Below are 12,668 nucleotides of genomic sequence, written 5' to 3'. Positions count from 1 at the left end.
CAACCCAGCGCCACGACACGTCTCTCCGCACCGCGTCATTTCACCTGCGGTGCGAATGTCCGAACGATTGCTCAGCGGGGCCGGTGGATGAACAGGGACGCGCCCTGTCTCACCACGGGGAAGGCCGCGAGCGGTCGAGTCGCCGGGCCATTGAGCACCTGCCCCTCCTGGGTGAAGCGGGAGCCATGACAGGGGCACTCCATGACGCCGTCGGCCGGCACCCAGTCCACGGCGCAATCACCGTGCGTGCAGATGCGCCAGAGCGCCGCGTAGCAACCAGGTGAGGTGTGGACCACCACCACGTCCAGCAGCGCCTGGGGAATGCGGACCTCCGCGGCGCCGCCGGGGACCTCCAGCGCGGGGTAATCCACCAGGGAGACCTCCACCCAGCCCTCGCCGGGCGGGCCCGACGGCACCGGCGGCGCACAAGACGGGCCCGGCCCTCCCGCATCGGGAGGGTCGAGCACCACGGCTTCCCGCCACCCGTCACCACACCCCGCCCCGAACGCCGCCAGGGCACAGGTGCCCTTGAGCAGCGTGCCGAGCGCGGCGCGGCGGTCCACCTCCCCCGTCATGGACAGGGGACATGGCCGTGGCGGGAGCCGCGTCACGGGGTGCCGCTCCGAAGCGACACACCGTTCACCACCGCGACGGCGTCCAGGTCGAAGCCCCCGGAGGTGCCGCCGTAGCGGTTGTTGCCTGCGTCGACGATGCGCACATACCGCGCGCGGCTCAGGCCCACCGTCGCCAGGTCGAACCCGTCACCGCCCGCAACCGCGGGGTCCGTGGCGCTGACGCCGTTGGCCGGATTGGCCTGGACGGTGGCGACGCCCGCGCACCCCGGGTAGCCGCCCGCGGCGTCCGTGGTGGCACAGGGGAATTCGTGCCAGGTGACGCCGTCGTCGCTGACGGAGACGATGCCCCGCTCGGAGTGCGTGGCCGCTCCGCCCGCGACGAGGAAGGCGTTCTCGAACACGAGCAGGTCCACGCCCGGCCCATCCACCACGGCGATGTCGGTGAAACGCAGCTCGATTCTGCCGCCCCGGCCCAGCGAGAGCACGTCCAGCGAGCCGTTGTCCGGCCCCAGCCCCGACGGGGGCCCCAGCACGACATCCGGGAAGCGGTCCTGCCCGAAGCCCGCGAAGTCGCCGGGCTCGAAGAGGACGACCTCGTCCGCGTATGGATTCTCGGGCGGAAGTCCGGCATCGGGCTCCAGCGGTGTGGAGCCATCCGGCTGTCCTGCGTCGTCCCGCACCGGGTCCGTTCCCGCGTCTTCGCCGACGCTGGAAGAATCGTCACCGCATGCGGCGGTGCCCAGGAGCACGGCGAGCGCCGTGCCCCAGACAAAGCGGTGGAGGCGGTGATGGCTCATGGCACGGCCCGGATGCGGACCAGCCGCTCGCCGTTCACGTCCTCGACACCCACCAGCAGGTCCGAGCCCAGGTGGGTCAGCTGCGTCACGGAGGTGCACTGGTCCACGAGCGTCAGCACCGGCGTGCGCTCGCCAATGACGACCTCACCCGGGGTCGCGTCCGCGGAGAGGGCGTAGCGGGACACGTCGGTGGTGATGAACTGCCAGGTGCCATCGTAGGCGCCCCGCTTGACGACGACGCCGTCACCGAAGGCGGAGGCCGCGTTGAAGTCGCTGCCCACGTCAATCTGGGGCTGCGCATCCAATGCGAACGGCGTGTTGGAGGAGAGCGCCGCGCTCACGACGGAGGGCGCCACCGCGTAGACCACGTTGGCGTAGTCCGGCGGAACGACGAAACCGAGCACGGCGACGCCGTTGTTCGCCACGGCACTGAAGCCATTTCCGCCGGCGGTCTCCGGGAAGTCAGCCACCTTCACGGAGGCCATGGGCTCCGCGGAGGTCACCAGCGCATAGATGCCGAAGCCGTTGATGGCGGACAGCCCCATGCTGTTGATGAGGAAGGCGGACGTCGTGCCCGACGTGAACGCGGCGACGCTCATGTTGCCCGGCGAGTTGACGTAGCTCGAGTTGTCAGGGGTGACGATGTCGTAGAGCGAGACCGTGCCCGCGCCACCCGACTTCGTGTAGCCGGCCAGCAGCCGCTCGGCGCCATGCACGAGGAAGTGGTTGGGGAAGATGCCCGACGTGGCCCCACGGTCCTCGGGCGCCAGGACGTTGAACAGCGGCGACGCGGAAGGCGTCAGGTCCGGCCAGACGCCCAGCGAATAGACGTCCGCGCTCGTCCCCCCTTGCACGGCATAGACCGCGTACGTGGGGCCCGGCGTGACGGCCACCGCCAGCACGTCATCCGGCATGGGCGCGGAGCCCGCGGTCTCGAAGCCCGCCTGGAGCTGAAGCGTGCCGAGCACCGGGTCGTACGGCGCCGTCTCACACGTGTACTCCGTGCCCGCGTCCGGCTCCGTGCCCGCATCCGGCTCCGTCCCCGCGTCGGGCTCCGTGCCCGCGTCCGGCTCCGTGCCCGCGTCCGGCTCCGTGCCCGCGTCCGGCTCCGTGCCCGCGTCCGGCTCCGTGCCCGCGTCTTCCCCGGGGAGCTGCTGAATGGGCCGCGTCTCACACTTCTCCGAGGCGCACGTCCACTCCTGGCCCGCGGGGGCAGGGCCGTTCTCGTTGCGGCAGTCGTAGACATCCACGCATTCGGAGCCACAGCCCGTGGTGGCAACCGCCAGCACCAGACTGGCCGTGGCGAACATCAGGGACTTCGTGCGGGCTCCTGCGCGCTTCACATCGGCGTACTTCATCGGCGTCCTCGCTCCCTCTTCCGCCCCCACGGGCGAATGGGCTTCCAGGAGGACACGGCCGAAGGCAGAGCCCCGGCGGACCTTTCGCGCCGGACAGCACCGCCCCCGCCGCCTCCCCTCGGAGGCCTCGGTGATGTCCGTGCCAGGGGCACGGGTCTTCGGCAGGTTTTCGGACTCGCAGGCGCGGGTGCACGGAGCACCCACCTACTTGCCGTCGCTTCCCAGCCCGCTTCGGGCCAGTGCTTCACGTGACGGCGTTCGTTCCTGCTCACCGCTGCGGGGCAGTCCCGGATTCACACCGGGTTCCCTTGAGTCACCGTGGCTCCACGGCGACACCGAGGACGCGGGCGGGGATATGGCGGGTGCAAGCCATTGTCAATGACTGGTCCCCAGACGCACCCTCCGCCGCAGCAGCGCGAGGAACAGCGGGCCTCCCAGCAGCGCGGTGACGACACCCACGGGAGGCTCGGCCCCGAACAAGGGGAAGGCCAGCCGCGCCAGCAAATCCGACAGGACCAGGAAGGCCGCGCCGCCCAGCGCCGACAGTGGCACCAGCAGCCGCTGGTCCGGCCCGAAGGCCAGCCGCAGCAGGTGCGGCACGATGAGGCCCACGAAGCCAATCAACCCCGTGAGCGCCACCGCGCCCGCGACGCTCGCGCTGGCGGCCAGCAACAACCAGCGGCGCGTCGCCGCCACCGGAACCCCCAAGGACGCCGCGTCATCGTCCCCCAGCGACAACAGGTTCAACCGAGCGGAGAGCACCCACATGACGCCAATCGCGCCGGCCTGAAGCAGCGCGGAGAGCAGCAGCGTGCCGCCGCGCTCGTACCCCAGCGCTCCGGCGAGCCAGTAGAGGATTTCCCCCAGCCGGTCGGGGGCGGACAGCGTCTTCACCAGGGTGATGGCCGCGGAGGCGAACGCGTTGAACACCACGCCGGTGAGCAGCGCGGCGTAGGGCGCGCGCGACGCGGAGCCCCGGCTGGCGGAGAGGACGAAGAGGATGGCGGCCCCCGCGCCCAGGAAGGAGAAGAGCGCGGGCGCGGACAGACGCGCCATGGCGCCGCCCAGGCCCGGTGTCACTTCGCCCACGGTGGCGAGCCCCACCGCGAGCGCCAGCGTCGCCCCCATCGCCGCCCCGCCGGACACGCCGAGCACGAACGGGTCCGCCAGCGGATTGCGCAAGAGCCCCTGGAGCGTGGCGCCCGAGGCCGCCAGCCCCGCGCCCACGATGGCCCCCAGCAGCGCGCGCGGCAGCCGCAGCGACCAGAAGATGACGGCGTCCGTGGACGTGGGCTCCGTCAGCGCGGCGGTGAGGGAGATGGACTGCTCACCGAAGCGCACCGCCACGGCCAGGCAGCCCACCGCCAACACGAGGAAGCCCCCGAACAACATCACCGCGCGCGAGGCGCGAAAGCCTCCCGCTCCGCCATGTGCACGCGGGGATGTCGCCGGCTCGCTCACGGCGTGGCCTTACCTGTTCCCTTCGGATGCAGCAAACGGAAGAGCTCTTCCAGTCCCCGCCCCAGCGAAGGTCCCGGCTGCAACAGCGACATGGAGGGCAGGTCCACCCAGCGCGCGCTGGACAGGCCGGGCAGTGCCCGCAACTTGTCCTTGCCCACGTCCACGTCCGCGGCATCCACCACCACGGTGGCCCGGGCACGCACCACGCGCTCCACCGAATACACCGGGTACGCGGAGCTCGCGTCCGCCGCCACGTTGACGCCACCCGCGTCCCGGAGCAGCTCGTCCGCGAAGGAGCCCGGCCCCGCCACCACGAGCGGTTCGAAGCCATAGACGAACAGCACCCGCGGCGCGGGCAGCTTCTTCGCCGCCTCCCGGATGCGCGTGCGCGTGGCCTCGATGCCCACCACCACCGCCTCCGCCTCCTTCTCCCGTCCGAGCGCCTTCCCCACCGCGCGCATGGCCGCGAGCACGTCCGCCACGGAGTGCAGCGGCAGCAGCAGCACGGGCACGCCCAGCTCCGCCATCTTCTCCACCGGACGCTGGTTGCCCGGCCCGGGCTGCACCAGGAGCAGGTCCGGCTTGAGCGCAATCACCGCCTCCACGGAAGGGTCAGTGAAGCCGCCCACGCGCGGCAGCTTCGCCACCTCCTTCGCCTCGTCGAAGCGGGACACCCCCACCAGCGTGCTCCCCGCGCCCAGGGACAGCACCATCTCCGACAGCGAGGGCGCCAGCGTCACCACGCGCCGCACCTTGGAAGGCGCTGGCGGTCCCAGCGTCCTCAGGCTCGACGTCTCCGCCGCGCTCACCGGACCGGCGAGCAGGCACAGCACCGTGGCGAGCAGGACGGACATGCCCGAGCAGAGACGCGAAGTGGAAGTCGTGTTCATCAGCATGGCGTGCGCTTCCTCAGTGCAGGGCGGTGACGTCAATGGCATTGGACACGGGCCGGCGCGGGTCCGTGGGACACGCCTCCAGCGCGGGCCCCAGCGCCTGGGGTGAAGAGAAGCCGCGGCGCTCCACCAACCGCCCGTCCTCCACCGCCACCACGAAGACGCGGCCCGCGTTCGTATCCGCCAGGTACACCGCGCCCTCCGCCACCGCGAAGCGGCTGGCCACGGAGAGGTTGCAGCCCGGCGTTCCGGGCTCACACCCCGCCTTGAGCGCGTACGCCGCCACGGGCGCGTCGTTCTTCACCAGCACCAACCCGGAGGCGCGCACGGCGCTGGCGCTGTGCCCGTTGGCCTCGTCGTACTCGGCCTCGCCCAGGCAGGCCACCACGAGCTGGTCACCCACGGCCTCCACGTAGCCCGCGTTGAGGCAGTCCGCCGCGCCCAGGTCGATGGCGCTCACGTTGCCGGTCGCGGGGTCGATCTTCGCGAGCATGCCCGGGCCATTGGGTTTGTAGCCGTTGTAGGGATTCAGGTTGGTGAGGCTCACGTACACCCCCGACTCCGTCGCCGCGACGGAGTAGGGCAGCGGCAACACCGTGCCACCGTCGAAGGGCTTCAGGTCCAGCCCGGTGAGCGAAATCGTGTCCACCTTGCGCGGCTGCTCGGGGTTGGAGATGTCCACGCGCGCGACGGCATTGCCGAACTGGAACATGGAGCCGCCCGTGCCGAACAAGGGGACGTACAGCGTGGTGCCCCACTTCGCCAGCGCCTGCGGGCTGGTGTTGGCCCCCAGGTTCACCTGCGTCACGGTGCGCAGGCCCAACCCCGCCCCCTGGGAAGGGCCCTCCCGCTTGAGCACCTGCAAGGTGTTGTTCACCGAGTCCACGACGTAGACATAAGGCGGGTCCACCAGGATGTCGTTGGGCGAGCCCGCCACCCCGCCGAGCGAGTCCTCCTCCACCACCGTCCCCAGCGCGCCGCCCGCCGCCTGGAGCAGCTTCGAAGCCGTGGCGTCCGCGGCCAGCACATGACCGTCCCAGGACGCGAGCGTCTGCACACCCGAGCCGAACTGACGCCGCGGCCCGAGCTGGTCCGTCCCCGCCTGGATGCCCACGAGCTGCCCGTGGGTGTAGCAGGCCGCCACCACGTCGTAGCCGCAGCGTCCCTCGTGGCACGTCTGCACGTCCGGACACACGTTGCCGCAGGCGCCGCAGTTGAGCACGTCCGCGCGAACGTCCACGCACGAGTCTCCGCACCGCAAGCTGCCTTCGGAGCAGCCTTCGCGGCACACGCCGGATTCACACACGAGCCCGGCGGCGCACGCATTGCCACAGGCGCCGCAGTTCGCGACATCGCTCGCCGTGGCCACGCACGCGCCACCGCAGGACTCCGTCCCCGGGCGACAGTCACAGACGCCGGCCTGACACGCCTGCCCGGCGGCGCACGCGTTGCCACAGGCGCCGCAGTTCGCGACGTCGCCGCTCAGGTCCACGCAGGCGTCACCGCAGACGGACAGGCCGGAGGTGCACACCGCGCCCTCCTCGGGGCACCCGGTGAGCAGCAGCGCCGCCACGGCCGTCAGCAACAAGGTCGGAAGGAACGGCTCAGGGAACAGGGGACGCGGGCGAGTCATGGGGCTCCCGAGTGGATGAGGATGACGGTGACGCGCCTGGCTCGAGCGCCACCGCGAGCGTCACGTAGACGGCGCGTCCCGGCAGCGGGAAGCCCGTGAAGTCGAAGGTCCGGACGTCGAGGAGGTTCTTCAGCTCGACGGACAGGGTGAGGTCCGGCCCCTGAAGGAAGGTGCTGGACGCGCCCGCGCTCACCAACGTGCGTGAGGGCAAATCGAGCGAGCCGGTGCGGTTGATGAGCTGCGCGGACTGGTAGAGCACTTCCGCGCGGGCGTTGAGCCAATCCGGCCCCGCGCGCACCCGCCCCACCCACTTGTGCCTGGGACGGTACGGCAGGTCCTTGCCGAAGAAGCGCGGGTCCCCATAGCGGTTCTCCGTGCGCAGGTACGTGTAGCCCGTGCTGGCCAGGAGCCAGGAGAAGGGCCGCGCCTCGCCCTCCAGCTCCACGCCCCACACGCGCGCGGTGTCGAAGTTGTACGGGCGCGCCATCAGCGGCGGGTACAGCTCATAGGCGATGAGGTTCTCGTACAGCGCCGCGAAGCCGCCCAGCGTGAGGCCCCAGCGCGGCGCCGCGTCCTGGAAGTCTTCCGGACCGGAGCGCCACATCACCGCCGCGTCCGCGTACAGGGCTCGCTCGGGCTTGAGTCCGGGGTTGGGCAACAGCGTCCCCTGTCGGATGTACAGCTCCAGGAAGGACGGCGCGCGGTGGGACTGCCCGGCGTTCGCGCGCAGCCCGAAGCCGCGCCCCAGTTCAACGGATGCCCCCAACTTCGGCGACAGCAACCAGTACGGCCCCACCCGCTCCAGCCGCATCGAAGGCACCACGTCCAGCGTGCCTCCGAAGAGCCTCACTTCGTCCATGGCCATGACGCTGGCGCGCCACCACGAGGAGGCCTGTGCGCCCTCCTCCTGCGTCACCGTCTCACCCGAGGTCGCCACCGTGACAGTCAGCGACTGGTGCGCTCCCAGCGGCCTGCGGCCCTCCAACTCCACGCCGCCCACCGAGTGCCGCTGCGCGCCGCCCGCGCCGGGAATGCGCCCCGTCACCTCCAGGCCATCACGCCGGAAGAAGCCTCGCGCGCTCCCCTGCCCCAGCCCGTCGAGCACGCCCGACCAGCGAAGGCCCAGCGCCAGCCGGCCCAGCTCCTGGTCTCCAGCGGACTGGGGATTCTGCACGGTGCCCGGAATGGCGCGGTCCTCCAGGGACAGCTCCGCGAGCGCATCCAGCCGCGAGCCCCCTCCGAGCCGCCGCCGGTAGCGCAGGAGCGCGCCACCGCCCTGCGCGTTGTTGCGGGCACGCCGTTCGGAGACCTGGGGATTGCCGTCCACGGCCGGGAGTTCGTCCACGTCGAAGGCGAAGTCACCGTCCGAGCGGCCCGCGTGCACCAGCAGCAGCGCCTGCCCCCCCAGCAGCGGCCCCGTGGCGGCGACGTGGCCCAGCGCCGTGTTCCAGCTCCCGTAGGTCACCTCACCGCTCGTGCGCAGGTTCGGCCCCGGCGCGCGGGTGATGATGTTGATGGCGCCGCCCAGACCGCCGGAGCCATAGCGCGCGCCCGCGCCACCTCGCAGCACCTCGAAGCGCTCGACCAGCGCGGAGGGAATGAGCGACAGGTCCGACAGGCCGCCCGCGCCGTTGAGCGGAATGCCATCCAGGAACACGAGCACGCCGTTGGACGACGCGCCCCGCACCACCAGGCTCTTGCTCTGTCCGTAGCCGCCGGAGTCCTGCACCGCGAGCCCCACCGAGCCCACGAGCAGCTCCGCCGTGTCGCGCGCCTCGCCCGCTCGCTCTCGCGCATCAATGACGGTGATGGCGCCGGTCGGGTCCCTCCGCTCCGGAGACTCAGGCGGCGGGGGTGTCCTGCCGCGAACCACCGTGGTGCGCGCGGGGGCGGGGGCGGGCTCGGCCTCGGAAGGCTGCGCCCTGCTGGGACATGGAAGGCTGAACACCAGGCACACGACAGGCCCAGCGAGGAAGGTCCACCGCATGCTCCGCCTTCCGCTCCCTCCGACGAAGAGAGAAGGCCAACCGCCCGGGCCCGCGAAAGGCTCGGCCGAACCCCTGGGCAGGTCTCCTGGCTGACGGGCTCTGGCGACTGGCGCACGCTGCGTCATGCCAGAAGAGGACTTCCGCCTTCCCCCTGAGCGGCGCTCGGCCGCGGATGGAGTGGCGACAAACCGAAGCCCCCGGCCCTGACCTCAGGGCTGCCCGTTCACAGTGGCGGGACCGCGCCGGACTCTCACCGGCTTCCCTCTTGAAAGCCCGACATGGGCACCCAAGGGCGCGCCCTTTGTAGGAGGTCACCTCCGGCGGGTCAAGCTCACCGGGGGCGTCAGCGAGGACACGCGCACGGACTGCTCGAAGGCATACGTCTGGAGGAACAGGAGCTCCACGTTCCCCAGCGTGAGCCGGGAGCGGCACAGCAGCGGCGCGGGCCGGCCCGGCAGGATGAGCACCCCATCCTGGTACGTCCCCCGCTCGCTCTCCAGGTCCGTCACGCACCACAGCCCGGTGTGCGGCTCACGACGAAGGCGCGCATGCAGGCGGGACACCGTGGGCTCGGCGAGGACGATGTCGCACTCGGCGCCGCTGCCCACTGTCACCTCGGCGTCCGCCGTGCGGAACCGCGGGCGCACCTCCAGCACCACGGGCGCCATGGCGCAGGGCGTCGATGCCCTCTCCGATGACCGGGGCGCTCCACCGCTCGGCCGTGTGGCAGCAGGCTCCCACAGCAACACGGGCCAGCTCCCATCATGGGCTCGCGCATCGCGAGGAGCTGGCTGGAACACGCGCACCTTCCTGTTCACCGGATGGACGCGCGCAACATGGACACGAGACTCCGGCGGCGCCAGTTCCTGGAGCCTCAGGACGTGCGATTCGCCGCCGAGTCCCACCGCGCGGGATGTCCACCCACACCCGCCACCAGGCGACTACGGAACGTCCTGAGTCCCCGCGTCCTCGCAAGCCATGCGCGAACCGGCATCCGGCTCGACCTCCGCGCAATCCGGAAGCGCCAGCTCGAGGCCCTCCTCACCGAGGAGCAGGGCCTCGTCGTCATCGGTGGAGAAGGTGCCCGTCCCACCGTCCGCGACACGCAGCCGCGCGACGGGGTCCTCCACGGCGCAGCCTCCGCTCCAGGCCAGCAGTGCCAGGACGAGCAGGTTCCGGAACATCCCGCGAGGCGCGTGCGATGTGAAGACAGTGCGGTTCATCGGGCGGCCACCTTTCAAGGGAAGACCATCATCGCGACGCTCAGGCGCGGCCGGACGGCCCAGCCCTCATAGAGCGGTTCGAACCCCTGCGCGCCCTGGAAGCCGATGAGGGGGCGGCCGAAGACGACGTCCATCGCCAGCGAGCCCTCCACGGCGAAGTACTTCGAGAAACGCCAGCGCAGGGAGGTATCCGGCCCCGTGAGGAGCGCGGGGACGAAGCGGGGGCCCGCGGTGTCCAGTCCGCCCACGCGGGCAAAAGCGGTCCGGCCGAAGAGGAGGAAGCCCGCCCCCGCGCCCACGCTCCAACGCCACGCGCCCGAGCGGAGCACGGGCGTGTCCAGCCAGAAGCCGAAGACGTACTGCTCCAGCTTCACCTCGGTGCGGGTCTCCACCATGCTCGACGGGAGGCCCGCCAGGAACTGGAAGCGGAAGCGCAGCCGGGGGAACTCCCAGCCGGCCCCGAGCAACCATCCCTGGTAACCCGTTGAGGCGTAGCCATCGAGCGAGGCGAGGCCGCCCGCCAGGAGCTGCCACTGCACGGACGAGGACTCCGGGACCACCGGAGCGGCTTCCGCCCGGGGCGCATCCGCCGTGTCCGCCGCCAGCGAGGCGGAACCCGCGAGCAGCCCTCCCAACACGCCGAGTCGCAGCAAGACGGTGCCCGATGCCATGCGAGCAACGCTACCGTCCTGGCAACGGGGGACGGAAGTCCCCCGCCCGGCCACTCAACGGTTCGTTGCGCGCTGGAAGTGTCGAACGGCCAGCGCCCCGCTCCAACCGACCCGTGTCACGGCAGCCGGTGGAACAGCGGCAGGTTCGCGGGGGCGGGATACACCGCGACGCCGTGCGTGGCCCCGAGGTCGGGACTGGAGATGACGACGTCGGGCGTGGGCGCGCCAGAGACGCTGAGCTGGCTCGGGCTCAGCCGGGAGATGCTCCCGGAGTTGTAGGCCATCCAGAGCCCCCCGCCTTCGTCGAAGGCGAGTTCCTTGGGACCGCCCGCATCAATCTGGATACCCGGGACGACGCTCACCGCGCCCGAGCCGCCCTGGTCTTCGGGCGTGAGCCGCACGACAGCGCCGCTCGCGCCATACGAAACCCACAGGTTTCGCTCCCCATCGAAGGCGAGCCCCGCGGGGCCCGCGAAGCGCCTGCCCGAAGCGGCTTCCAGCACCTCGATGCTCGTGACGGGCGTCACCGCGCCGGATGCCTGGAGGCTCGATGCAGCCACCTTGTGGACGCGAGAGGCCCCAGCCGTCGCGTCTCCCACCCAGAGGTTGCCCAGGGCGTCGAACGCGAGCGTGGAGGGGTCCCCCAGCCCGCTCAGCACGACCCGCGGCGCCGGAGCAGTGCCGGAGACAAGCTGGGCCGCGCCAAACCGGATGACGGTGTTGCTGAACCCGATGGAGGTCCACAGGTCGCCAGCGGCATCGAACGCGATGGCGATGGGCCCCGGGCTCCCGGCGCTCAACACGCCGCCGCTCATGATGACGTCGGGGCTCTTGACGCCAGAGGCGCCCAGGTCGCCTGCGGGGTAGCGCCGCAGCTCCCCCGACCCCAGCGCCACCCAGAGGTTGCCACGCCTGTCGAACGCGAGCCCTGAAGCCCGGGGAATGCCCGGGCTCGAACCGAGCCGGACGGTGGCCGGCGGCGCGCCCGTGACCTCCAGCTCCTCGGCGGCGAAGGCCTCCACCTCGGCCGCCCCGTTGCTGGTGGACAGCCACAGCCGCTGGCTGCTGGGGATGAGCGAGTATTGGATGGCCGCCGCAGCCGCTTCGCCATCCAAGACACAGACCTGACGAGCCGGCGCATCATAGGCGGCGCGAACCCGGCCGCCGCTCCCCGCCACCGGCTCGGGGGAGAGCGTCCACATGCCCGCCGCGAGCCCCGCCAGCCGGCCGCCCGCGCGCACCTCCCGGGACTCACTGCCCCGGCGGATGATGACGTGAGGGTTGGCGGAGGCAGGCAATCCCTCGATGGCCAACTCCAACGTCCCCGTGCCTGTCTCGGGACACCCGCCCGGGTCCGGGTCCGCTGCATCACCACACCCGACGGAAGTCACGACGGCCAGGACGAAGAGAATGGTTCCGCGTCTCACAAGGTCCCCCTTTCGAGCGCACGCTGCGCTCACTCGATGAGCACGGAGATACAACCGAGCGCACGAGGGAGGTGTCAACCGAGGCAAGCCCGAAAGCCGCCTGCTTCGGCCAAACGAAGCCAGCTCCACCTGCACGCCAGTACGCGCGTGAATATCGATTCCAGTGGGATGCGGATGCAGATTGGAAAGAGCTGCTCGCCCGACTGCGAAGTCGCCGCCCGGGAGGCAGGCGCGGAGGCGCTGCGAGGCGCGGACGCGCCCACCTTCGCCCTGGTCCTCTGCACGGACCAATATGACGCGGATGACCTGGCGTCGGCGCTCCGGCGGGAGCTCCGGGGCCTTCCCTGGGCCGGATGCTGCGCGGCGGGTGTTTTCGCGGGAGCCGAGCTGCTGCACCAGGGGCTGGTGGTCGCGCTGTTCCGCGGGATGGACTTGCATGTCGGGACGGGGATGGGGGGACCCGTGAGCAAGGACCCCCGAGCGGCCGGACGTGACGCGGTGGCGCGGGCCATCCAGAGCCTGCCTCCCATGCCGCCGGGACGCCGCCGTGCGCTGCTCGTCTTCCCGGACGCGCTGAGCGGGAATCCGACGGAAGTCGTGCGCGGGGCGCAGCAGGAGGCGGGGGCGGGTGTCGTGTGGGCG

At 71.5% G+C, this 12,668-nt stretch carries 12 protein-coding genes and 2 riboswitches; of the genes, 1 reads left to right on the top strand and 11 read right to left on the bottom strand.

All coding sequences use genetic code 11. The features are described from left to right. Positions 1–71: 71 nt before the first annotated feature. From HNV26_RS15855 to HNV26_RS15805, 11 genes are all read right to left on the bottom strand, one after another. A complete protein-coding gene (locus HNV26_RS15855) occupies positions 72–575 on the bottom strand; it encodes a QcrA and Rieske domain-containing protein (protein ID WP_090488236.1) in 504 nt (167 codons plus the stop codon). A gap of 32 nt (positions 576–607) precedes the next feature. Next, positions 608–1,372 (bottom strand): cell surface protein, encoded by a 765-nt coding sequence (locus HNV26_RS15850; protein WP_171442457.1) that lies wholly within the window; start codon positions 1,370–1,372, stop codon positions 608–610. Next, positions 1,369–2,730: an ICP22 family protein gene (locus tag HNV26_RS15845; protein WP_171442456.1), complete on the bottom strand. Its 1,362-nt coding sequence runs from the start codon at positions 2,728–2,730 to the stop codon at positions 1,369–1,371. The genes HNV26_RS15850 and HNV26_RS15845 overlap by 4 nt, the downstream gene beginning before the upstream one ends. A gap of 143 nt (positions 2,731–2,873) precedes the next feature. Beyond that, positions 2,874–3,085, bottom strand: a riboswitch (cobalamin riboswitch). A gap of 20 nt (positions 3,086–3,105) precedes the next feature. Then, a complete protein-coding gene (locus HNV26_RS15840) occupies positions 3,106–4,191 on the bottom strand; it encodes a FecCD family ABC transporter permease (RefSeq protein WP_171442455.1) in 1,086 nt (361 codons plus the stop codon). Further along, positions 4,188–5,081 (bottom strand): ABC transporter substrate-binding protein, encoded by an 894-nt coding sequence (locus tag HNV26_RS15835; protein WP_253816634.1) that lies wholly within the window; start codon positions 5,079–5,081, stop codon positions 4,188–4,190. The genes HNV26_RS15840 and HNV26_RS15835 overlap by 4 nt, the downstream gene beginning before the upstream one ends. Before the next feature lie 19 nt (positions 5,082–5,100). Continuing rightward, a complete protein-coding gene (locus HNV26_RS15830; RefSeq protein WP_171442453.1) occupies positions 5,101–6,717 on the bottom strand; it encodes an MXAN_6577-like cysteine-rich protein in 1,617 nt (538 codons plus the stop codon). Continuing rightward, positions 6,689–8,704, bottom strand: a complete 2,016-nt coding sequence (locus tag HNV26_RS15825; protein ID WP_171442452.1) for a TonB-dependent receptor plug domain-containing protein — start codon at positions 8,702–8,704, stop codon at positions 6,689–6,691. The genes HNV26_RS15830 and HNV26_RS15825 overlap by 29 nt, the downstream gene beginning before the upstream one ends. Positions 8,705–8,763: 59 nt before the next feature. Then, positions 8,764–9,010: riboswitch (cobalamin riboswitch) on the bottom strand. A 6-nt stretch (positions 9,011–9,016) separates the two neighbouring features. Further along, positions 9,017–9,373 (bottom strand): FHA domain-containing protein, encoded by a 357-nt coding sequence (locus HNV26_RS38415; RefSeq protein ID WP_228565316.1) that lies wholly within the window; start codon positions 9,371–9,373, stop codon positions 9,017–9,019. A gap of 273 nt (positions 9,374–9,646) precedes the next feature. Beyond that, complete coding sequence (locus HNV26_RS15815; protein ID WP_171442450.1) at positions 9,647–9,928, bottom strand: hypothetical protein; 282 nt, start codon at positions 9,926–9,928, stop codon at positions 9,647–9,649. Positions 9,929–9,942: 14 nt separating this feature from the next. Continuing rightward, positions 9,943–10,599 carry a hypothetical protein gene (locus tag HNV26_RS15810; protein ID WP_216612359.1) on the bottom strand — a complete coding sequence of 219 codons (657 nt, stop codon included), beginning with the start codon at positions 10,597–10,599 and terminating at the stop codon, positions 9,943–9,945. A gap of 116 nt (positions 10,600–10,715) precedes the next feature. Continuing rightward, positions 10,716–12,026: a Vgb family protein gene (locus HNV26_RS15805; RefSeq protein WP_171442448.1), complete on the bottom strand. Its 1,311-nt coding sequence runs from the start codon at positions 12,024–12,026 to the stop codon at positions 10,716–10,718. A gap of 168 nt (positions 12,027–12,194) precedes the next feature. On the opposite strand from HNV26_RS15805, the gene HNV26_RS15800 reads away from it, so the two are divergent. Then, on the top strand, positions 12,195–12,668 hold a 474-nt coding region (locus HNV26_RS15800; RefSeq protein ID WP_301340299.1), incomplete at its 3' end, for an FIST N-terminal domain-containing protein.

Source organism: Myxococcus xanthus, assembly GCF_013116825.1.
Taxonomy (GTDB): Bacteria; Myxococcota; Myxococcia; order Myxococcales; family Myxococcaceae; genus Myxococcus; species Myxococcus xanthus_B.
The sequence above is the reverse complement of the archived record's forward strand: the minus strand, read 5'-3'. Positions and strand labels throughout refer to the sequence as shown.